A 20479-nucleotide genomic window follows, 5' to 3' on the forward strand; every position below is an offset into this window, starting at 1 on the left:
ACAATGATGGTTGGTGTCAATGGGGCGCGTTGACTCATCAAAGATGCCCGCGTAGGGGTATTCGAGGAATCATCTGAGAATGCCCGCGTAGCGGCGTGTCCGCCGGGGTGGTGTGCGCTGCTTCGGCAGTGTGAGCCATGGAGCTTTCGATGAGTGAACGCAGGGCTGTCACCAAGGCGATTGCCACCCGGTATGTCCGCTCGGACCGGGCGGCGAAGAAGCATGTTCTGGACGAGTTGTGCGCGACGACGGGCTGGCACCGGGACCATGCCCGGAAGGCGTTGCGGCTGGCGCTGGTGCTGAAGCTTGTCCGACCGCGGGCGCCGCGGGCTCCGCTCTACGGCGAACCGGTGATCGAGGCGCTGCGGTGCTGGGCGGTGCAGGGGACCCCGTGCGGGCGGCTGCTCGCGGCCGCCCTGCCGGATCTGGTGCCACGCCTGCGCCGGTTCAAGGAGCTGCAGATCGACGACGCCACGGCGGCGCAGTTGCTGCGCATCGCACCGGCGACGATTGACCGCCGGTTCAAGACGGACCGGGCAAAACTCGATCCCCGGGGCCGGTCCCACACCAAGCCCGGGACGCTATTGAAGGACTCCATTCCGATGCGGACCTGGGCCGAGTGGGACGACGCGGTGCCGGGGTTCGTCGAGATCGACTTGGTCGGCCACGAGGGCGGCAACAGCAGGGGAGAATTCTGCTTCACCCTGGATATCACCGACATTGCCACCGGCTGGACCGAAACACGGTCGGTCAGGAACAAGGCCCAGAAATGGGTCTTCGCCGCCATCAAAGACGCGACCGCCGCGTTCCCGTTCCCGATCCTCGGCATCGATTCCGATTATGCCGAGGAAAACGCTAAGCCGAGGAGGGCGGCCGCTGCCCACGACTGGCGGGAAATCCGGATGGTTTCCTCGGCTTAGTGCCCGCTACCTTCTACGGGTTTACGTTCGTCGTATCCGTAAGGCCCGTTGGAAGGGGAATGTCATGGATGCGACGGTCAGGCAGATTGGTGAGCGCGTTGTTGCCGCGTTGGAAGCAGCTGGCTATACGCGGTTGACGGTCTTGGAATACGTCAAATGGATTCGACGACTGGAGGAGCTGTCCCGAAGACAGGCCGGTGTCTATACGCCCGAATTGGGCGCCGAATTCGCTTCGATGACGACGAGCCCGCGCACGGGGAAGTTCAGCGATCAGCGGCGCAAAGCGCACCGACGTCTGAGGGATCTGTTCGACTCCTGTCTGCTCACCGGGACGGTTGACCTTTCGCTCAACCGCCGCGGTCAGGAACCGGCGGTACCCCAGGCTCAGGCGTTCATCGCCCTGCTGGTCTCCTGGTCCGACGAAATCGCAGAACGTGGACTGGCGGCGGAGACCCGCGGCGCCTATAACCGCGTTGCCCGGGGCTACCTGTTGTATCTGGAGGCCAACGGCATCACATCGCTGCAGGCGGCTGAGGGTGCCAGCGTTCTTGGTTTCCTGGAGTCGATGCGGGAACGCTGGTCGGGCAACTCGATGTGGGCCGGGGTGGGGAATCTGCGCCCGTTCCTGAACTTCGCCCGGCGCCCTGATCTGGTCGAGGCGGTGAACTTGGTCGGGGCGAAGCGGCATTACGGCATCATTGCCGTGCTGGGCGACGACGAAGAGGAGATGGTTGTCCAGGCCTGCGCGAGCGGGAAGATTCCGGCTCGGGATGCGGCGATCACCTTACTGGCGCTGGTGACCGGTCTGCGGGCGTGCGACTTGATAGCCCTGCGCTTGAAAGACATCGACTGGAGAAGCCTGACGATCGGGATCGTGCAGCAGAAGACCGGCAATCCGTTGACGCTGCCACTGCCCCCGGCAGTCGCGGGCCGGCTGGCGCAGTATCTGCTTCAGGAGCGTCCTGATACCGGGGATGAGCACGTGTTTGTGCGCTCGGTCGCGCCCCATGCCGGGTTCTCTGATCACTGCTCCATCTATGACGTGATCAGGCGGGTCTTCAAGGCCGCCGGGGCTGATCATGAACGGGTCGGGACCCGGTTGCTGCGCCACAATGCAGCGACCAGGCTCCTGCGAGCCGGAACACCGCTGCCGATCATCTCGGCGATCCTGGGGCATTCGAGTCCGGACTCGACGAACGTGTATCTGGGTATGGACACCGAACAGATGCGCGCCTGCGTCCTGCCGCTGCCAGCCCTGCAGGCGGCGGCACGATGAAGAAGCCCGAGTTCACCAGCGGGTTCGCCACCAATCTGGAACGCTACCTGGACTTCAAGGAAAGCATCGGCGTGCAGAGAACCGCCCGACTCGGGTATTTGAGGGACTTCGACCGCTACTGCACCGAACACTCGTCCGAGGCTTTCGACCGTCCCACCGTCGAGGGTTGGGTCGCCTCCAGGGTCTCGGCCCACCCCGACGCCAAGCGAAACTGGATGTCATACATCCGGGACTTCGGACGCTGGCTTCGCATCAATGCAGACGGGAACGCGTACGTGCTCTCGGAGCAATGGAAAGCCCCTACCATCCGACCACAGCCATACCTGCTCACACGGGAGGAGATCGCCCGGTTCTTCCAGGAGGCGGCCAAGGCAGAAGCTCCCTTTCCGTGGAATTACCAGGGGCTCGCGTTCTTCGCACTGATGCACTCCTGCGGGCTGCGCACCTGCGAGGTCCGCCGGTTGGCCCCCGACGACGTGAACCTCGCCGACGGATACATCGACGTGCACTGGTCCAAGGGCAACCGAAGCCGCCGACTTCCCCTGACGGAGCAAGTCCTCGAGATCTTGGCTGCCTGCGATCAAGCGCTGGTGCGGCCCTTCGGCCAGACTCGGACCACTTTCTTCGTCTCCACCACGGGGGTCCAGGTATCTGCGAACCGGGTGGGCACCGAGTTCAGAAGGATCTGGGATAGCGCCGGGCTGCCACAACCGCCGGAGGGAAAGCGGCCCACGCCCTACTCCTTCAGACATCACTTCGCTTACGCGAACATCGAACGGTGGATGGCCGACGGCGTCGACGTCAACGCCATGCTGCCCTACCTGGCCCGCTATATGGGCCATGCCTCGCTGGCCAGCACCTACTATTACATCCACACGTCCCCGGACTTCATGGACGGCTATGCAGAGGCGAGAGGCGATACCCGGGAACTGCTGCCGAAGGTCGGATTCGAATGAAACGCCACGCTCGCGACGATGCCCCGAATTTCTGGGGATACGCGCGCACCTACCTGCACGACTACATGCCCAAAGTCAGGGCACTGTCGCCGAAGACCGTCGAGGCCTACCGGATCTCCCTCGAGTGCTACGTGGACTACCTGACCGGTGTCCAGCACATCGAGCGCAAGGACATCGGCTTCGACCACTTCGAACGACGGTTCCTCAAGGCATGGCTGGCCTGGATGCAGCAGACCAAGAACTACCAGCCCAAGACCGTGAACCTGCGCCTGACCGCGATCAAAGCGTTCCTGCACTACGCATCCAGCGAAGACATCCGACTGGTCGCGCTGCACGACGCGGCCAAGACGCTCAAAGCGCCCTCTCCGCCGAGAAAACCCGTCGAATACCTGCAAGAGCAAGAAACCGCCGCGATCCTCACCGCCTACGACGGCTCCAGCAGCAAATCCCGGCGCAACCGCATGCTCCTGATCCTCCTCTACGAAAGCGCGGCCCGCGTCAGTGAGCTCACCGCGCTGACACTGGGCGATCTTCAACTGCAGCGCCCGGCGCACCTGACGCTGACCGGGAAACGGAACAAGAGCCGCATCGTGCCACTGGACGAGCAGACCGTCGAACACCTTCAGGTCTATCTCAAGGAGTTCCACCCCCGAGATGCGAACCCGCCGGCAACGCGACCGTTGTTCAACAGCCTTCACCTCGGAGAGCCCGCCAGGCTCTCCGAAGACAGCGTCTCAGCGATCCTCAAGAAGGCCGGAGACACCGCCCGGAAAACCTGCCCGACGATCCCCGCCAAGCTGCACTGCCACCTGATCCGCAAGACCAGGGCCATGGACCTCTACCAACAAGGAATCCCGCTGCCGATCATCATGCAACTGCTCGGACACGAAAGCGCGAGCACCACCTCCGCCTTCTACGCCTTCGCCACCCTGGAGATGATCAAAGCAGCCCTGAACACCGCAACACCCGCACTCGGCCACACCGACACCGAATGGCTCAGCGAAGAGAAACTCCAAATCCTCTACACCCTCCGCTGACCCAAAACGCTAAGCCGAGGAAACCATCCGGATTTCCCGCCAGTCGTGGGCAGCGGCCGCCCTCCTCGGCTTAGCGTTTTCCTCGGCATAATCCGAACTAAGCCGAATTCGGCTTAGTACCGATAACGGCTCGGAGTTCATTAACTGGGAGCTGCTGACCTGGTGCGAACAGGAGAACCTGACGTTCACCCGGTCCCGCTCCGGGAACAAGAACGACGGGGCGCACGTGGAGCAGAAGAACTGGCACATCGTCCGCCAGACCGTCGGTTACCACCGCTACGACACCGCCGCCGAGCTGGAGCTGCTGAACCGGATCTGGGCGCTCCAGCGGCTGCTGACGAATCATTTCGCTCCGCAGCAGAAGCTCCTGGCGAAGGTCCGGACCGGAGCGAAGATCAGCAAGACATACGACCGGCCCGCGACTCCGTTCCAACGCGTGCTGGCCGACACCGGCACCGTCTCCAGGGACGTGAAGACGCGGCTACGGCGGGAAAACAAGCCCTTGAACCCGGCCGCCATCCAGCGGCAGATCCAGGCACTGAGCGCCGAACTCCTGACCCTGACCACGGCGAAACAGGGCACCAAACCCCGGCCGGTCATCCGGGCAAAACCAAATGATTCCACGAAACAACCAAGGCGGGCATCTTGACATGATTCCTCGGGTGGGGCGCGTTGACTCGTGGAAAAGGTCCGCGTGGCCGGATATATGTTGCCTGACGTGAAAATGAAGGGCACGAGACGCAAGTGGCTGGTTCAGGGGCAGGGGTGAGTGCACCGTCGTTAGGAGGGCGGTGTGTGCGGCCGTTTTCGTTCAGTTTGTCGGGGCGGTGGGTGTGAGTTGGACGTCGTAGCCAAGTTGATGGAGCTGGCTGAGGGCGTGGCGCTCGGTCGTCCTGCGGTGGGTGCGCTGAAAGTGTTCGGGGTCGAGGTCTTCGAACACGGTGCCGTCGGTGGGCAGATGCCAGATGGTGACGATCATGGAATGTTCGATGGCCACCATGCTCTCATCGGCCCTCTGCGCGATGTCAGTCGCTTGTAGCGTGATTGCCAGAAGGTGCCGTTGGTTCTGACTGCTGCCATGGCGGCTATGCCGATGCGAGATGGGAACTGGGTCATGTCGGCCCCCGTTTCGGCGATGATGATTTCCGCGACGGTCTTGCTGATACCGGGAACTGTCGTGAGTAGTTATGCACCAAGCCAGTGGGGCTATGGCGGAATCGATGCGGTCGCTGAGGCTGATGATCCGTTGGTTGAGCGAATCGAATGGTCCAGGTGCATCTGGGTCGCATAGGCGTGGTGGTCGTTGAACCTGCCATCGAGGGCCTCAGTGAGCTGGTCGATCTTGTTTTTGAGCCGTCCACGGGCCAGATCCGCCAACAGCAGCGGGTCGCGTTCGCTGGCGATGAGGGCCTCGCGCGTGGCTCTGCCGGAAACGCCGAGGGTGCGTGGCAACCGACGAGATCTTGATGTTGGCATTTTCCAGCAGTTTCTCGACGCGTTGAATCTCTCGGCTTTACTCGGCGACGAACATAGTTCGGGATCTGGTGAGGTCCAGTAACGGGCGGATATGTTCGGGCGGCACGAAGGAGGTCCTGACGAGTCCGTGTGCGCATCCCCGCGCACCGATAGTACAGCACTTCCATGACCTTCTCCTTCATGAGCAGCGACGGCTGCAGCGGCCCACGCTGCCGAAGCCCTTGTGCTGTTCCGGGGAAGACAGGGCAAATCTGGAGTCTGACTCTCGTGCTCGAAGCAACAATCCACGAAACCCGTGGAAGTCTTCCGACACCAGGCTCATTGACGGGCTCGAAAGGCACCAAGGAAACACCGGCGTAGACCGGAACAGACCGTTCCATCGTCGGCCTGCGCAGGCCGACGTTGGAACGGTGACCGGCGAAGTTTTCCGAAATGAACGAAGCGCCCGAACCGGGCGCTGGGAAGCTCATTGCAAAAAGGTCCGGGAAGGGGTGGGCGCGGACATCCTTGAGGGATGGGACTGACGATGAGCCAGCGCAAGGCTGTCACGGTGATCAAGGCACGGGCGTAGGCCTGCGGGGGCCGGTCGGAGGAGGTGCGGATCCTGGCTCAGATGGTGGAGCTGACGGGCGGGAACCGGGACTATTCCCGGCCCTGCGGGTCGGCAAACCAAATCATCGTTCCTGTCGAGTTGTGGTTTTGCATGGTCAATGGTCAATCAGCCCTAGCTAGAGGGAATAGGTGGCAATGTCGGGGCGCACTGTGAGCCACTGAGTTTCCGTGAACGCCTCAATGTTGGCCTCCGGCCCCCGAACCGCGATCCGTTGCCGGAGGCGCGTACACCGCCAAAGGGTGCATTCGCTTCATCGCCGATTGTTTGTTCGTTGATGTGGATAATTCCGCAGGGAATACTGTCGGCAACTTCCATCGCCATACCCACGTCGCCCAGTATGCCCAGCGACAGACCGTATTCCGTGTCGCCAGCCAGCGCGATCGCCTCGTCGACGGTGGCGAAAGGCACGACGGGCGCGACGGGGCCGAAGACCTCCTCGGCATAGGCCGGCATTTCCGGGGTGACTCCAGCGAGAACCGTGGGCCGGTAGAACAGGCCTTCGTGGGTTCCACCGGTGGCCAGGCGCGCGCCGGCCGCCACCGTGGATGTGACGAGGCGGTTAATGCGGGCGACCTGGACCTCATCGATAACGGGCCCGAGTGCCACCTGCTCCGTGGCAGGATTGCCCACCGTCAGCCGCTGGGCTTCTTCGACCAATGCTTCTACGTACGCCGAGTGCAGGCTTTCATGGACGAGGTGCCGTCCGGTCGTCATGCATATCTGGCCTTGGTGCATGAAGGAACCGAAGGAGCCTGCCGCGGCCGCCTTGGTCAGGTCTGCCCCGGGAAGGATGATGAGGGCGCCATTACCGCCAAGTTCGAGATGGGCTCGTTTGAGGTGTTCTCCGGCGAGCCGGGCAACCGATCTCCCTGCCAAGGTGGAGCCCGTGAACGAAACTATGCGCACCTCGGGGGCTGTGACCAGCGCTTCACCGACCCCCGCGCCGCCGAGAAGAAGTTGTAATACCCCAGCTGGCAGTCCCGCCGCTTGAAAGGCTGCAACAATGACCGCCCCTCCGCTGATCGGCGTGCGGGGATCGGGTTTCAGGAGTACGGAGTTGCCGAGCGCGAGGGCCGGGGCAACCGAACGGATCGCGAGGAATAGCGGTGTGTTGAATGGCGCGATGACCGAGACCACGCCCGCGGGGCGACGACGGGCAAAGCTCCAGCGCGGAGCACCTGTCGGCAATACACGTCCAGACGGAAACGAGGGCAGTGCCGCCGCTTCCTGGCACTCCAGGACAGCCCCGTAAACCTCTGATGCGGCCTTCACCGGAACGGCCCCTGCCTCGCGCACAATCCAGTGTTCGATTTCCGACGCATGACGGCTCAACGCCTCACCGGCGGCACGTAGGATGGCCGCACGCTCTTCATATGGAGCCGCAGCCCATCCGCGCTGAGCAACGGCGGCACGGGAGGCCGCTGTGAGAACGTCAGTTTTGGAAGCCTGACCGATCCAAGCGAGGTGGCGTCCCGTCGCCTTCTCAATCACAGCGATGTCACCGCCAGCCGCAGGTTCCCATCCGAGGGCCCCGAAAAGGTTTCCTTTCCATGAATCTGCATTGAGCAGGCCGCCCGAAGCTTGCCTACTCATGGCTTTTTCCGACGTTTAAGGCCGAGGTGATCCAAGTTTCCAGCAGCGGGAGGGCTATACATTGAGACAGCACACGGGGCCCCTCGTAAAAGGGCAAGGGCCCACGAATCTCGGAGCGGATCATTGCAACGGACATGACGTCCCCTTTTGAGAACCAGCGGACCCGAGACAGTGATTAGTCAGACAGGGCGCGCTGGCGCGAGTCTACGCTGACGTCGCCGATTGCCATAGGGTCGTAACTCCACTTAAAAACAGGTAGTTGCCACTCTTCGCGGAAGACTCGTACGTCGCCTCTTGGTCGCCTGCCCCGTCCTCGGCGCCGACACTGTTCGGCTTGAACCTGAGCCTCGCCCAGGTGAACCTGATCGACTTCAACAGCACCATGTTCAACAGCACAGCTCTCCCGACGACCACGGCCTTCGCCGCAGCGGCCCAGCAGCAGCAGACCACGATCATACTGTTTGATCCGGCCAGCGCCGGTTCGTGAATCTGTTCGCCGGCAGTGCGCCGGGCTCGCTCGAGGTCGTCGATCCGATAGCACGCATCGCGGACGTCCAAGCCATGGTCCTTGCCTTTAATCTGAACGACGGCGTCAAGACCGCGTTGCAGGTCCCGCTCAAGAAGGCCACCGGGTATCTCAGCGACGCCTCGACATCCAACGATGGGAATGCCATCAAGGAGCTGCAGAAATTTAGCGACCTGGTCAACGCCCTCCCAGTGACCGTCATCGCCAACCTTGATGCCCGCCGTCTGATCAAAGCTGCGAGCAAGGCGATCTTCACGATCAACGAGTTGCAGCCCTGCTAGACATACCTCTCTACCGGAGGGCAGGCCATTCCCCGGCATGGCCTGCCCCGCTCTTCACCTGAATTTCGTAAAGCGCGCCACATATCGCTGGTGATTCACATCCCCGCAGAATGACGTCCCTCTGTGGCCGCTCGCCGTAACCACCACGATTCTCGAATCAACCTGTTCTTTAAACTGCGGCGTTGTCGCCGGGATCCCGCAGCGAACATTAACAGGTAGTCACCACTCGCGACGTTTCGACATTGGCTCATATATGCTCCCGCTGAGCCGGTGATCCCATCGGTGGAGTTGAGCGGCGTAGTCCAATTATGCCGCGGTCAGGGTTTTGTCCCGAAGTTTAGCGGCGCACGGTCTCCTGTCAGATTTCTGGTGGTGCGCAATCCAAAGAAGCAACGCGTCTGAATTGATGGAGGAAAGATGATGAATCTCAAATCGCGCGCATCTATAACGGGAGTATTCGCTGCCGTCCTCACCCTGATGTCAGTGGCGGCGCCAGCCCACGCGGCTGACCTGACAATCCTCGACATAGGGAATGGCACACTCGTCCGGAAGGGCATTGCCGTCGAAGTTCCTGTGACCTTCGTCTGTCCCGCGGACTCGATTGAAACGGGACTGAACCTTGAAGTACGTGAGGACTTTGGTAACGGGGATTTCGCAGCAGCCGGCCAGGGCGTAGGTGGTTTCACCTGCACAGGGGAGAGCCAGACGATCACAGTGACCGCACCCGCAACATCCAAGGGCGGCGCCGTCCCTCTTAAGATCGGGAAAGCGACGGCAACCGTCCTCATGCAAGTCTGTTCACCCACCTTCGACTGCCCCACAGTTGAGATCACGACTGAGATAAAGATCAAAAACAAATAGTCTTCTTGAGTCAGCAATCTGGCACAACCAGCACGTCCGCGTAATGCCGGGCAGTGTGAACGGCCAGTCCGACGCCGGCGGGCGGTCAAGGCCTCATCGACCCAGTGAAACGGTTCGTTAGCGGGCCGGTACGCCGAAGAGATCATGACGAGGACTGCGGCGCCGATCCCCACGAAGGACCCGAATTTGAAGGCTTGACGCTCACGGCGGTCTTCGATGGTCGGTGAAGCTGTTTCATAGCGCTGCCCCTCAGGCTGTGATTCCGTCGAGCCTAAAGGAGAGTTGGTCCGGAAAAGTAGGCAGCTGAAGGAGTAAGGGGCCGGCGACGGCTTATTGGTGCACGAGGTCTCAGCCGCGCACCCTCGCCGCCGGGCGGGCACTATGACCTAATTTACGGCCGTGCGGTGCCGGGCACCGTAAGCACTCTTTGGTTGTTCTGCGAACCGACCGGCTTGCCGGACAGTCTGTGCGGGCCGGGCAGCGAGAAATGCTTCGCTGTGTTTCGTGTGGTGGTGGGTGCCCGGAAGGGTACCCCCGCTATTTCCGGCAACATATCGATCGCGTGCCTTAAACGAGAGGTGCTCCGGCGGGCCAATTTAGGGTTCAAGAATGAACAGTTTCCCGGGAGGCATATTCCTCAACGGAAAGGTTGGCCGTTCAGGGTTGGCTGGGCGCAAGCCAGGTTCAGCAGCAAAACGGGGCAGGACGCGCGACACGATGGGACGAAACCGCCGAGCGGCGTCCGAACCTTCATGCTGCTTTTGGTCACGTGGTCAATTGCGCCAGCGGAGAATCCAGTTCCCCAGCAAGACAGCCACAATGGCAATCGGGAGCAGGGCGGCCAACGGCCGCTCGCGTCGGATCAGGGCAACGAGTCCGCGTCCTGCACCGACAAAAGCCGTGGCACCGGAAAACATGACCAGCAGACCAGCGAACAATGAGCTATTTTCAACTTCCCTGCAGGACAACACGCCTGGACGGTGGGCATTGAATCCAGACGGTAGCGGCGAAGTAAGCGGGAACACCGATAGCCAGAGCAATCAGCCCAAGCCACATCACTGACATCCCAAACTGTCTACGTTCTCCCCGATAATTCCAGTCCCCCATGTCAAGGGAGCCTACAGGCACGAAGATGATGATCGTGATCGTGATCGTGATCGTGATCGTGCGCGCCCGGCCAAGGTCGCTTTCCCTGCGACTGCCCATGCCGCATCGTTTTCGGTCCGCAGTGAGAACGCCAATTTCCGCCCGGTGAGGGTTCGCGGGCGGACACTGTTCGCATCGCGCTGCTATAGGCTTGGGGCTGACTCTCGCAGCTCCATGATCCATGGCTCAGCTCGCTCCGTGGTCCCGCGCCAGCCATTGCAGCGCTCCTCCTCGACCCCAAAATGGTCGATCACCTTGTCCACGACGAGTCGGCACGTGGTGAACAGCATCCCCGCGTACGGAAGTAGAACATCTCGTCTGTGGACAAACCGGAGCCCTTCGCCGAGATCCGCGGCGATGAACATTGACACCGCCGCTGCCTCCCCGTGCGCCACCCCTGAGAGCTGCGAGTAAAACGCCCGGCCAGGCGCACCGGGAGAGCTTTCGCTCAAAAGATCTGATGCCATCGCTGTCACAGAAATGTTGTCGGCCTTGCGACCAAGCTGAACAAGTAGACTTTCTAGCGCTTCGACGTGACTTTTGCCGTCCACGTGCGTTCCGTCGTAGAGGGCGAATTCGCTGTGCCTTACCGAATTGCGGAGTTCGATTGTTGCCAGGCTCGCATGTCGCCAAATGAGGTCCGCGGCCGAGTTGGCACTGAGGAGATAGTTGGCTTTGCCGAAGGCTTCCACTGAGCCGCGGGTCAACGTTGCCAGCGGCATGATGTGCCGCTTTGTCTTGAGTAACGGTACGAACGCCCGCAAGTGGTCCAACGCAGCGAATGCGTGGAGACCCATCGCGAGATGAGCGTGGCGGACAAGCGTGCTGCCTCTCGAAGTCGATTGATTTACCGTGTCCTCCAGAAACCTGAAGGCCGCGGATCCGCCCCTCGGGTGCCGGCCGACTGACAGGTCCGTCAAACGCTCCGCCTCAGGCAAAATGCCCATAATGATTTGCCTCATCAGTGTGAGGTCGCGGGCAGAGAGTAGCTCCGGGGCTGGGACATTTGACATCCCCAAATGCTAGGGCGCTTTCGGCCTCTCGCATCCCAGCAGTGTGTCGGACGCTCAGGTGTCGGCCTGAGAGGCTGGGGATGCAAAAGTCACAATCCCTGGGCTGACCGGCGGCCGGGTCTCGCAGACTCTAGCTTGGTGCTACGTGCTCTGAACACGCCGAATGTCAGTTTCAGGAGTCGTCTGCACTGGATCCGGCGGAGGTACGGGACTTGTGCAGACGACTCCTGAAACGGAAGCGCTCGAAGCCGTCTGCACCAACCGTCATTCTGTCTGAAGTCGCCTGCACGAACCGCCACCAACGCTGGGCCCGTAGGCGTTCTGCTGGTTCTCTGCGGTCAGCCTCTCTGGTGGACGGGGTGGCAGCTAACGGTAGAGGCTGGAGCGGGTGATACCCGTGGCTTTGACGATCTCGGAGATGGACCGATCCTCCTGGTTACGAAGGTGTGCTGCGTAGGCGAGCTTCGCTGGATTGACCACGCTGGGCCGGCCGATCCTTTTGCCTTTAGCAGCAGCAACGGCACGCGGACGCGCTGCGCGTTCGATTGCGTAGGTTCGTTCCATTTGGCCGGAGAGCGCGAGCATTACGACGGCCAGCTGCGACATGGGATCCTCCGGGTTGGCGGAATCAACCCGGATCGGGTCAGCCAGGTTCCGGACTCCGACTCCGCGGACTTCCAGGTCGTGGATGAGGTTCAGGGTGTCCCGGACGGTGCGGCCCGACCGATCCCGGGTGTGCACCACCACGACGTCTCCCTCGCGGGCGTGGTCGAGTGCTTCATGAAGTCCGGGCCGGTTTGTGGTGGACCCGGATTTCTTGTCCACGTAGATGTGCCGGGCGGGGATGCCCTCGCCGTGCAGTGCGTCGATCTGCCATGCCGTGCCGAGAGCCGCCTGAGAGTCCCGGTTGCGCCAAGACTGGGGGCAGGATTAACCAAGGGCACAACGACTCTAGGTATGCCTGGCCGCGTGGCCTAGCATCGGAGTCACGTCGTGTCCGAACCGCGACCGGCGCTGGATCGTCGAAGGGTGAACCATGGGACTTTTCGGTGGAGGACGCAAAGCTGCCGAGCGTGCGGCAGAGGAAGAGCGGGAGCGCCAACACGCGGCAATACGCGCGGAAATTGACCAAGCCGCTCAAGGTTCCAGTGACAGAGTTGAGGAATGGCTGAGCAGGATTGAAGAGTTTAGACCACAGGGTGCAGACAAACTCACGAACGAGATCCTTGCCCAGGCAGGGCCGTACCCGGTGCCGTCCTTGCAGCCCCAGCACGCAGGGCATAGCTACGCCATAATGACGCTGGCACGTGTGAAGGCACACGGACGGGAAGGCGCACTGCGAAAATGCGTTGGGGGCGAGATAACGTCGTCGAATTACTGGTCCAGCGTAAGCAGTTTCGTGGACGGCATCTGACCCTCACCTGTCTGCCACAGGCGTCGCCTTCTAGTTTCTCGGCGCCCCTACTCCACGTCACCTACTTCTTCGGCCTTCTCGGGCTATTGGGTGCGATGTCAGTTCCGGTTGTGACCTGTTTGGCGTGAGAGCAGTGCCTTTTTGAAGTGGGCTTCGGCGGCGTCCGCCTGCGCAGTCGGTGCGCTGGGGGAGAAGACCCGCAAAATACTGAACTGGAAGTGCCGTGCATGGCTGGCGTCGGCGCCGGCCAGTTCCCGGAGGGCGACGTTTCCGCCGTGCCCGTTCCGGGCGTAGTCGCTCCAGCGTCCCAGGAAGCGTTCGGCCCCATCGGCCTTTCCGACGTACAGTTTGCCGGTCTTGGCGTCTGCGATGAGGTAGATGCCCTGCATAGAGCTGAGGGCTGTCCGCCACTGGCTGTAGCGGTCATCGGCGACGACGGCCTGGAGCTCGTCGTAGCTGATGAGGAGCGAGTCGAAGCCGGGGAACGGCTCTGAATTAGGATCAGCAATCTCAACCACCGCCATGGGACTGGCTGTCCTTCCCGACTTGGCCCAGTTCACTGTGTCCGGGGTCCACTCGATAACAAGGCGGTCCGCCAGAGCCGAAAAAACCGGTGAGGGCCGCAGGTCAAAGAACCGCCAAATATCTGTCCGCTCTTCAGGAACTTCGCCGTGGTTCTCGAAAGCGGTGATGAACCGGGCCCGCCGTCCCGTGGTGGCCAGAAAATTCAGCCAGATCCTCGGAGGCGTCTTGCCGAGCTTGTTGTTGTGGCCTTGTTCGCGCGTATAGCGCAGAAGATTCGGCCCCAAGGCATCAGCCCGGGTTTTCAAACCACCAGGATTGAGCGTGTGCCGGATGACAGCCACATCATCCGGAGCAAGGCCCGCGGCTTGAAAAAGGTGCCCAAGTTTCAGGTCACCCGAGATGTCGTCGTTCATGCACAGCCTTCGTTCGATCCTGCCCGGCTGCATTCCGGGCTCCGCGTCATAGATTACGGACGTAATGAGATGACCGACGAATCCAGCGTTCCCGATCAGGACTGCAAGGAAGCCCGCTGGCTTTCAAAGTCCCGTGACTCGCCCGGCGCCGCCGGTCAATCACTCACAGATACTTCTCGACGTGGTCCTCGTCGTAATCCTCGTCGCCGTTCATCATCTGGATCGCTCGGCCGAGGTTGATGTCCGAATCGAACCGCGAAATGGAGCAGTCCCCACAGACTTCTCCCTCCATCTCTTCGTCATAGTCGATGTCTCCCGCGTATTCGGCGTTGACCGCCTCCCGTGCCTCATCGACATCAAATTCCGTTTTGCACTCATTACATGTCGCCATGGCTGCACTTTACAGACCGCCGGAAGCGCCTGGTGAAACAGCGGGCGCATTACGAGGCGTCGAGCGTCAGCGACTGTGCGGCTGAGTGGGGGTGTTAAGGGCTCTAACTGGTCAGGAACGTCGCCACTCGCAGCGTCAGGACCTCTGAAGTCGACCGAAGACTGGGACATTCGACGCAATGCTGTACGTCGTCGTACGGACGGCCGGAGGCAAGGTGGGCGAGGCAGAGGTCTTCATCCCGTCTGCCGCCGGAAATTGTATGCACCGACTGAGGGTTTTCCTCAGTGATTCTGCTCGCTTATGCTTGCTCATGTGTCACAAAGTCCGTATGGTTTTGTGACATGAAGCCATCCACCGTCGCCTCCGCGTCCGTCTACCTGGAGAGAATTCCGGTGAAGTCGTACGTTCGCGCCTGCGATCTTCCCGGCACGCCGGATGCGTCGAGAGCGGCACTTTCACGCGCCGCCAGGGACGGAAAGCTCGTCAAGGCTGCCCGTGGCCTCTATTACAAGGGACCAAAAACGCGATACGGCATGGCGCGCCCCAGTGTCCTGGAAACCGCGTTGGAGGTCCTTGGTAGCGAGGGGACCGGTCCGTGCGGCTATTCAGCGGCCCGGGCGCTGGGGCTCACCACTCAAGTTCCAGCGAAAATTGACCTTGCTGTGCTCGGACCGATCCGTGAGGGGCTTGAGGGTGTGAAGCTACACACCAGGAACAACCCTGCCCGACGGAAACTGTCTTACCTCGACGTCGCACTGTTGGAAGTGTTGCGCGATCCAGGCGTTATTGACTTCGGATGGAGCGCCCTCGTTAATGTGGTCTCCCGCTCAGTTAAGGAGAAGAAGGTCCATCCAAAGCTGATCGCGGATGCGGTTCCAAAGGAAGGCCCGGACGTTCGTCGTCGCTGGGACGAGCTCGTGTCGGAGCTGGCAGTTTGACCAGCACGATGTACGCGACTCTCCGGACGACCTGACAGCCCTCGTGGATGCTGCCGCGAGGCACTACAGCCTCCCTCAGGCTTTCGTCGAGAAAGACTTCTGGGTTATCGAGGTGCTTCGCTCTGCGATGCGGGCCCGGACAATCGCTGACAAGTCCGGTGAAGTTCTGCCAGTCGTTGCCGTATTCAAAGGTGGTACGAGTCTGAGCCGGGGCTTTGGCATCATTGAACGCTTTTCTGAGGATGTTGATTTGCTCATCAGTTTCCCCGGGGATTGCTCCGTAAAAGCCAGAGACAGGGTTCTGAAGGCTATCTGTTCTGAAGTCGGAGAGCACCTCGATCTCGATCAGGACCATTGCGTTCTCGAGGGCTCATCGACGGGGGTAAAGCGCAATATGCGCTACCACTTTCCTGCGGCCTACGGTGCGGCGGAGATAACAAGCGGAGTGCTGCTGGAGATGGGAACCCGAGGGGGAACATTCCCCACCGAAGGACACAGCATCCGCTCCCTGGCAGCGGAGTATGCGTTGCAAACGCTCGGTGACGACGAATCGACATACGAGGAGTTCACACCCGTACACGTCCAGGTACTGGCCCCGGAGCGAACCCTCCTAGAAAAGCTGGCATTGGTCCATGATGCTGTGACCCGGCTACCCGAGGAAACAGCGCAGGCGGCGCTGCTGCGCGGCGGCCGGCACTTCTACGACATTCACTGCCTTCTGAACGACGAACGGGTCCGGGCCGCGCTGACTGATGCCGGCCAGGAGGGGTAGTAAGGTTGGTCGCCGACATTGGCGAGCATTCAGCGGCAGCCGGATTCCCGTTTACGGAGAGGCCGAAAGGCGGTTACGCGGCGAGTGTGGCTTTTACTCCGGACGATACCGCCAGGCCGCACATGGACAAATCCTACGAGCTGGCAACGGGCTTGATATACGGTGCCGCCCCGACGTTGGATGAGTGCCTCGCCACGGTGCGCTCCGCTGCTCACCTAATCTGAACCCAGCAGGGCACCTGCTACGGCAGCCTTCTCTCTTGGATAAGACGGCGGAACCGAAATGAGGTGAACCCAATGACCGATGACGGTTTGAACGGGATCCTTCCCGCCATGAAGTATCGGGTGCCCGCCACCCACGAACGCACTCACGGCACCAGTGCCGTCTTCGTCCTGCCCACACAGTTCGCCGCATACATGAGGCAGGCCCCCATCACCCGTCCTCGGCGCTGCTGGATGCGCATCTGAAGGAGATCGGGAAGGTCACCCGGTTCGTGGTTGTCAACGACGTCCCCACCATTCATGTACAGCTCACTGCAGGGGCCCGTCCCGAGCGGGCCCCTGCAGGCCAGCTTCAAAATCAGCAGGAAACGGGAGTCATCCAGCCATTACCTGCTCAAGAGCATCTACCCGGAGACCAGCTAGGAACCAGAGCGGGCGCGCCGTCACCTATCGATGCGCAAGTGACGCCACCCCCGGGTCATGAATGATGGGGGCCAGAAACGTCCCCGGGCCGACCTGCCAACACACCCCTTTCCTGCAGCAGGACTGGGGCTACGAAAAGGGTATTGGGGCTGATATGCCGTTGGTTCCCCCGACTGACAGCGTCGTCGACGAGGCACCAACCGAACCCACAGCCGGTTGTAGGGACGAACAAACGTCAACAGATCTGCTCCGGACGGCTACATAGTAGTTTGCTAATACTGGTCATCTCCTCGCATCCGGAGCAGAATGGGTGGACGCATCTGGGTTGCGCGTGCCGGTCTCAATATTCAGAAGTTCGCTTTTCTTTGGAGGAAAGAAAATGACGCTTCGAGAGGCCGCTTCATCCTGCATTACGAAGTATGCGACTTTTTCCGGCCGTTCCAGCCGGGAGGAATACTGGAAGTTCACCGCCGCCTATGTCATTGCCCTTTTCGGGTTAGCGATCCTCTACAACATTACGAACTGGAGCATCTTCGGCTATTTGGCCGCAATCGTTCTTCTCGGTTCCGTCATACCGTTCCTGTCTGTAGGAGTCCGGAGGCTGCACGACACAGGCAGGCCGGGGACTTGGATGCTCATCCGACTCGTCCCGTTTGCTGGAGACCTGATCATATTCATCTACAGCATTGAAGACAGCCAGCCGTTCACCAATGCTTACGGACCTTCGCCAAAGCCCGGGCTTTATCCGGCGATGCCTTGGGCAGGTCAGATGCCGCCATCGCCGGAAGGAAGCCCGCTGGCAACGGCCCCAACACCCGTCGATGAATCGGATCTCCCCTTCTATCAGGCACGCCGAAAAGCAGCCCTTGAAACCTCGGGCAGGCAACGCTACGAATCCGGTGAGCCGTCCCTCGACTCCCATAGGGTCGACGACTATTTTGCCTACGCGTCGGGGCAGAAACTGCCGCCAAACCGGGAGCAAAAGCCGGCTTTCAGCTTCTCCACGATGAGCCGTAAGTCGATCGGGATCATCGCCGGAGGCATTGCCTTCGCACTCCTCGTACTCGGCATCTTTCTAGGTGCTAACTCGTGGAGACCCTCTGCGCAAGACTCCGTCCAGCCTGCTGCCCCCGCTCTTCAGCCGGTCGCGGAGCCAGCACTGCCGCCGGACACACCCACCCAGCAGATAACCCCCAGCCCGTCGCCGACGGTCCAGGCTGCTGTCCCGACTGCGGCTCCGCCGCCTGTACTGCCAACGAAGGCCGCTGCTCCCCAGCCGGGTGATCTGGGCCTGGCATCGCCACTGCGCCCCGTGGACTGCACAGGAAAGTTCATCGTCTTTTATCACTCGTCCAAGGTCCCGGCTACCTACGCAGAGGATGTTCAAGCCAATTTAGCGAGCCATCCTGGATCCAAATACCTTCTTACGCTGGGCAGCTGCTCGTCGCTAAACCCAATGTCGAATACGGGAACGATGATCTACGCAGTGTACGGAGGACCATTCGATACCTTGGCGCAGGCCTGTGTGGCTGCCTCACAGTTCGCCGACGAGGCCTATGTCAAAGTCTTGGACAATACGACGCCGCCAGACCAGTCCGTACGTCCCTGCTCATGAGAATTGGAAGACACGGACACTTCCCCCAGGCGCTGCGACTGATAACCCGCCGGTGGCTCCACATGGTTTGCTTCATGACAGTGGGCAGCATCATGGCCCTTACGGGCTGCACCGGATCCCCTACGGAACATCCGGCCGCTGACACCCAATCAACTTCTGACCCGGCCAACGTCCAAGTATCTTTCCCGGGAGCGTCAGGTCTGAGCGCGAAGAGCAAGGACGTTCCCCAGACCCCGGATATGAAATCCGCCGTCCCGGCTGAATCGTCTCTGGAGAAGGTTGTAGACCTCGATATGAGCAACGGCACCTTCCCCTCGTCCGGTGCCATATTGACGTTCACCGTTGACCGACCGGTACCCGCGGACAAGGTGCCGTTCATCGCCCGCTGGGACGGCCAGAACCTCACATGGGTTCCTCTGGCGAGCGATACGTCCCCGGACCGGACCACGGTCAGTGCCAAGCTGGAACACTTTTCCACCTACGGTCTGTTGGACTTTTTGGGCAATGGCATCGGAAAACTCGTCGGCGCCCGGACCACGCCACCGGAGTGCACTGCTGACCCGCCAGCCTGGGACGACAAAACAGCCCCCCAGTTCTATGACGACATCAACGGGCCCGTCCTTTGGTGCGCGACGACAGATCCTGAGCACCCGGACGACCTTGAAATCAAGCTCAAGCTGAACCGCGGCGCCGCCGCCTCAATCACAACCGCCATCAAACCTGTGTGGGCACAGAGTGACCTCTGGCAGGGCGACACGCCCGAAACCTGGGCGACCATGGTCCTCAGCGGTCCGGATGCACTGATCCCTAACCTTGACACGTACTTCATCCAGCCCACCGGTGAGTTCGCGTTCCGCTTCAACAAATCCGATTTGCTCAACTTTTGGCACTCGAATCGTACCAAATCGCTCATCGAGGTCGACGCAACAGTTCCTTACGTTCTCGCCGGACTGCTTTACAACCAGATCTCGGATTCGTCAGTCGTTCCGGCGTTGTCCCTGGTAACGACGTTGATGGCATTGATCCAGTGCTCATCAGAGATCTCTGGGGGCGTCGATCTGGTGCTGTCCAGTTCGTCCCTGAAGTCTGTAGCCTCGGAGCTCCCAGGAATGATGGCACGGCTTGCGCCATGCCTATCCGGCAAAAGCAAGTCCATAGCTCAGGCCGCTGCCAAGTTTTGGGCGACCCGGGATCCGGCATCGACCATCACAGAAATCGAAAAGAGAGCCGCAACTGCTTCGAAAAGTATCCTGGCCGTAGCTCAGATCTACGCAGCAGTTCAAGTTCTGGCTCCCGTTGCCGACGCGCTCACTGATCTGCTGCTGGACCCGATTGCACGGCAATTCGTTTTCCAACCCAGCGATCAAGCCCTCAAGGCTTTCCTCGGCCCCGCACCAATAGTCCCCACACCCCCTGGCGACCTTTACACCGGCACGTTCCACACGGGATACCTGTTCCAGCCGGGGCCGCCTACTCTCTCTCCTCTGCGCGCGTCCCTCAGCGTTCGATACCCCCACGGCTGGACGCCATCGCTAATGCGTTTTGGGCGCCCGGCGAACGACACTCTGACCTTCCTCAACTCCCAAGGCAAGGAGGAGGTCACGTTCGACTTCCGCTCCGACAGAGAAGGGGCCGCTGGCTCCAGCCCCTATCAATCGCTGGAAAACACCCCCGTCACCATTCCCGGCATTCCCGGGATGGGCCCTGGCTACCACACGGCCTTTATTGCCAGGCTCTACAGCCGCGGACCGGGCTGGGGACTCCCACCCGGCATCAATTATGCTGTCGACCTATTTCTCTCGGATGCGGAACCCGTCAGCCCTCCCGTGCAGGGTGAGGAAAGCGGTGGCATCCTCTTGGGCGCAACTAACGGCGTCATTGTCCAGCTCTCTTCCGAACACGGATTCGCGACGGAGCAGGAGGCGCGAGACTACGTCAAATCGCAGGAATACCAGTTGATCAAATCGTTGCTCACCTCAGTGTCAATTAAGACATGGTCGGAGTAGACCACGGCTTTCGATACCCACACTGTTGCCAATGAACTCTTTGTTCCTAAACACCACGGTCGG

At 61.0% G+C, this 20479-nt stretch carries 21 protein-coding genes; 13 read left to right on the forward strand and 8 right to left on the reverse strand.

Annotated features, from left to right (window positions below):
- Positions 1 to 149 precede the first annotated feature (149 nt).
- From FCN77_RS05760 to FCN77_RS05780, 5 genes are all read left to right on the forward strand, one after another.
- Positions 150 to 920: a hypothetical protein gene (locus FCN77_RS05760; RefSeq protein WP_137321492.1), complete on the forward strand. Its 771-nt coding sequence runs from the start codon at positions 150 to 152 to the stop codon at positions 918 to 920.
- Between the two features lie 64 nt (positions 921 to 984).
- Positions 985 to 2196 (forward strand): site-specific integrase, encoded by a 1212-nt coding sequence (locus FCN77_RS05765; protein WP_137321493.1) that lies wholly within the window; start codon positions 985 to 987, stop codon positions 2194 to 2196.
- Positions 2193 to 3152 carry a tyrosine-type recombinase/integrase gene (locus FCN77_RS05770; protein ID WP_137321494.1) on the forward strand — a complete coding sequence of 320 codons (960 nt, stop codon included), beginning with the start codon at positions 2193 to 2195 and terminating at the stop codon, positions 3150 to 3152. The genes FCN77_RS05765 and FCN77_RS05770 overlap by 4 nt, the downstream gene beginning before the upstream one ends.
- Positions 3149 to 4189, forward strand: a complete 1041-nt coding sequence (locus FCN77_RS05775; protein WP_137321495.1) for a tyrosine-type recombinase/integrase — start codon at positions 3149 to 3151, stop codon at positions 4187 to 4189. Before FCN77_RS05770 ends, FCN77_RS05775 begins: the two co-directional genes overlap by 4 nt.
- 226 nt (positions 4190 to 4415) lie before the next feature.
- Positions 4416 to 4838, forward strand: coding sequence for a hypothetical protein (locus FCN77_RS05780; protein WP_137321496.1), 423 nt, complete (start codon positions 4416 to 4418; stop codon positions 4836 to 4838).
- 162 nt (positions 4839 to 5000) lie between these two features.
- Here the strand turns inward: FCN77_RS05780 and FCN77_RS05785 are convergent, their stop codons facing one another.
- The 4 genes from FCN77_RS05785 to FCN77_RS05800 form a co-directional block, all read right to left on the reverse strand.
- Positions 5001 to 5189, reverse strand: a complete 189-nt coding sequence (locus tag FCN77_RS05785; RefSeq protein ID WP_137321497.1) for a hypothetical protein — start codon at positions 5187 to 5189, stop codon at positions 5001 to 5003.
- Positions 5165 to 5353, reverse strand: a complete 189-nt coding sequence (locus FCN77_RS27565) for a hypothetical protein (RefSeq protein WP_137324661.1) — start codon at positions 5351 to 5353, stop codon at positions 5165 to 5167. The genes FCN77_RS05785 and FCN77_RS27565 overlap by 25 nt, the downstream gene beginning before the upstream one ends.
- 42 nt (positions 5354 to 5395) lie before the next feature.
- Positions 5396 to 5665 (reverse strand): hypothetical protein, encoded by a 270-nt coding sequence (locus FCN77_RS05795; RefSeq protein WP_137321498.1) that lies wholly within the window; start codon positions 5663 to 5665, stop codon positions 5396 to 5398.
- Between the two features lie 724 nt (positions 5666 to 6389).
- Entirely contained in the window at positions 6390 to 7871 is a 1482-nt protein-coding gene (locus FCN77_RS05800; protein ID WP_254678872.1) for an aldehyde dehydrogenase family protein, read from the reverse strand.
- 259 nt (positions 7872 to 8130) lie between these two features.
- Between FCN77_RS05800 and FCN77_RS05805 the strand changes: the two genes are divergently transcribed.
- The 3 genes from FCN77_RS05805 (at position 8131) to FCN77_RS05815 (ending at position 9539) form a co-directional block, all read left to right on the forward strand.
- The gene (locus FCN77_RS05805) at positions 8131 to 8358 is read left to right on the forward strand and encodes a hypothetical protein (protein ID WP_137321499.1); all 228 of its coding nucleotides are present in this window, start codon (positions 8131 to 8133) and stop codon (positions 8356 to 8358) included.
- Complete coding sequence (locus FCN77_RS05810) at positions 8355 to 8678, forward strand: hypothetical protein (protein WP_137321500.1); 324 nt, start codon at positions 8355 to 8357, stop codon at positions 8676 to 8678. Before FCN77_RS05805 ends, FCN77_RS05810 begins: the two co-directional genes overlap by 4 nt.
- Positions 8679 to 9095: 417 nt before the next feature.
- Positions 9096 to 9539, forward strand: a complete 444-nt coding sequence (locus FCN77_RS05815) for a hypothetical protein (RefSeq protein WP_137321501.1) — start codon at positions 9096 to 9098, stop codon at positions 9537 to 9539.
- A gap of 1289 nt (positions 9540 to 10828) precedes the next feature.
- Here the strand turns inward: FCN77_RS05815 and FCN77_RS05820 are convergent.
- From FCN77_RS05820 to FCN77_RS05835, 4 genes are all read right to left on the reverse strand, one after another.
- Positions 10829 to 11407 carry a hypothetical protein gene (locus tag FCN77_RS05820; RefSeq protein ID WP_217496239.1) on the reverse strand — a complete coding sequence of 193 codons (579 nt, stop codon included), beginning with the start codon at positions 11405 to 11407 and terminating at the stop codon, positions 10829 to 10831.
- Between the two features lie 657 nt (positions 11408 to 12064).
- The gene (locus FCN77_RS05825; protein WP_254678873.1) at positions 12065 to 12523 is read right to left on the reverse strand and encodes a recombinase family protein; all 459 of its coding nucleotides are present in this window, start codon (positions 12521 to 12523) and stop codon (positions 12065 to 12067) included.
- Between the two features lie 687 nt (positions 12524 to 13210).
- Positions 13211 to 14050: a GIY-YIG nuclease family protein gene (locus FCN77_RS05830; RefSeq protein WP_137321504.1), complete on the reverse strand. Its 840-nt coding sequence runs from the start codon at positions 14048 to 14050 to the stop codon at positions 13211 to 13213.
- Between the two features lie 163 nt (positions 14051 to 14213).
- Positions 14214 to 14441 carry a hypothetical protein gene (locus FCN77_RS05835; protein ID WP_137321505.1) on the reverse strand — a complete coding sequence of 76 codons (228 nt, stop codon included), beginning with the start codon at positions 14439 to 14441 and terminating at the stop codon, positions 14214 to 14216.
- A 341-nt stretch (positions 14442 to 14782) separates the two neighbouring features.
- On the opposite strand from FCN77_RS05835, the gene FCN77_RS05840 reads away from it, so the two are divergent.
- The 5 genes from FCN77_RS05840 to FCN77_RS05855 all read left to right on the forward strand — a co-directional run bounded on the left by FCN77_RS05840 (position 14783) and on the right by FCN77_RS05855 (position 20416).
- Entirely contained in the window at positions 14783 to 15379 is a 597-nt protein-coding gene (locus tag FCN77_RS05840; protein ID WP_137321506.1) for a hypothetical protein, read from the forward strand.
- Complete coding sequence (locus tag FCN77_RS05845; RefSeq protein WP_137321507.1) at positions 15309 to 16151, forward strand: nucleotidyl transferase AbiEii/AbiGii toxin family protein; 843 nt, start codon at positions 15309 to 15311, stop codon at positions 16149 to 16151. Before FCN77_RS05840 ends, FCN77_RS05845 begins: the two co-directional genes overlap by 71 nt.
- 296 nt (positions 16152 to 16447) lie before the next feature.
- Positions 16448 to 16618, forward strand: coding sequence for a hypothetical protein (locus FCN77_RS25850; protein ID WP_175417159.1), 171 nt, complete (start codon positions 16448 to 16450; stop codon positions 16616 to 16618).
- A gap of 556 nt (positions 16619 to 17174) precedes the next feature.
- Positions 17175 to 18410, forward strand: coding sequence for a DUF805 domain-containing protein (locus FCN77_RS05850; RefSeq protein ID WP_137321508.1), 1236 nt, complete (start codon positions 17175 to 17177; stop codon positions 18408 to 18410).
- A gap of 239 nt (positions 18411 to 18649) precedes the next feature.
- Entirely contained in the window at positions 18650 to 20416 is a 1767-nt protein-coding gene (locus FCN77_RS05855) for a hypothetical protein (protein ID WP_137321509.1), read from the forward strand.
- The last annotated feature ends 63 nt before the right edge of the window (positions 20417 to 20479 follow it).

Origin of the sequence: Arthrobacter sp. 24S4-2 (assembly GCF_005280255.1) — a bacterium.
GTDB lineage: Bacteria > Actinomycetota > Actinomycetes > Actinomycetales > Micrococcaceae > Arthrobacter.

Excerpts from the sequence above, each read along its gene's own strand:
- FCN77_RS05760 (WP_137321492.1), top strand. The coding sequence starts at position 150 with ATGAGTGAACGCAGGGCTGTCACCAAGGCGATTGCCACCCGGTATGTC.
- FCN77_RS05765 (WP_137321493.1), top strand. The coding sequence starts at position 985 with ATGGATGCGACGGTCAGGCAGATTGGTGAGCGCGTTGTTGCCGCGTTG.
- FCN77_RS05770 (WP_137321494.1), top strand. The coding sequence starts at position 2,193 with ATGAAGAAGCCCGAGTTCACCAGCGGGTTCGCCACCAATCTGGAACGC.
- FCN77_RS05775 (WP_137321495.1), top strand. The coding sequence starts at position 3,149 with ATGAAACGCCACGCTCGCGACGATGCCCCGAATTTCTGGGGATACGCG.
- FCN77_RS05785 (WP_137321497.1), bottom strand. The coding sequence starts at position 5,189 with ATGGTGGCCATCGAACATTCCATGATCGTCACCATCTGGCATCTGCCC.
- FCN77_RS05795 (WP_137321498.1), bottom strand. The coding sequence starts at position 5,665 with ATGCCAACATCAAGATCTCGTCGGTTGCCACGCACCCTCGGCGTTTCC.
- FCN77_RS05800 (WP_254678872.1), bottom strand. The coding sequence starts at position 7,871 with ATGAGTAGGCAAGCTTCGGGCGGCCTGCTCAATGCAGATTCATGGAAA.
- FCN77_RS05815 (WP_137321501.1), top strand. The coding sequence starts at position 9,096 with ATGATGAATCTCAAATCGCGCGCATCTATAACGGGAGTATTCGCTGCC.
- FCN77_RS05820 (WP_217496239.1), bottom strand. The coding sequence starts at position 11,407 with ATGCCGCTGGCAACGTTGACCCGCGGCTCAGTGGAAGCCTTCGGCAAA.
- FCN77_RS05830 (WP_137321504.1), bottom strand. The coding sequence starts at position 14,050 with ATGAACGACGACATCTCGGGTGACCTGAAACTTGGGCACCTTTTTCAA.
- FCN77_RS05835 (WP_137321505.1), bottom strand. The coding sequence starts at position 14,441 with ATGGCGACATGTAATGAGTGCAAAACGGAATTTGATGTCGATGAGGCA.
- FCN77_RS05840 (WP_137321506.1), top strand. The coding sequence starts at position 14,783 with ATGAAGCCATCCACCGTCGCCTCCGCGTCCGTCTACCTGGAGAGAATT.
- FCN77_RS05845 (WP_137321507.1), top strand. The coding sequence starts at position 15,309 with ATGCGGTTCCAAAGGAAGGCCCGGACGTTCGTCGTCGCTGGGACGAGC.
- FCN77_RS25850 (WP_175417159.1), top strand. The coding sequence starts at position 16,448 with ATGACCGATGACGGTTTGAACGGGATCCTTCCCGCCATGAAGTATCGG.
- FCN77_RS05850 (WP_137321508.1), top strand. The coding sequence starts at position 17,175 with ATGACGCTTCGAGAGGCCGCTTCATCCTGCATTACGAAGTATGCGACT.
- FCN77_RS05855 (WP_137321509.1), top strand. The coding sequence starts at position 18,650 with ATGAAATCCGCCGTCCCGGCTGAATCGTCTCTGGAGAAGGTTGTAGAC.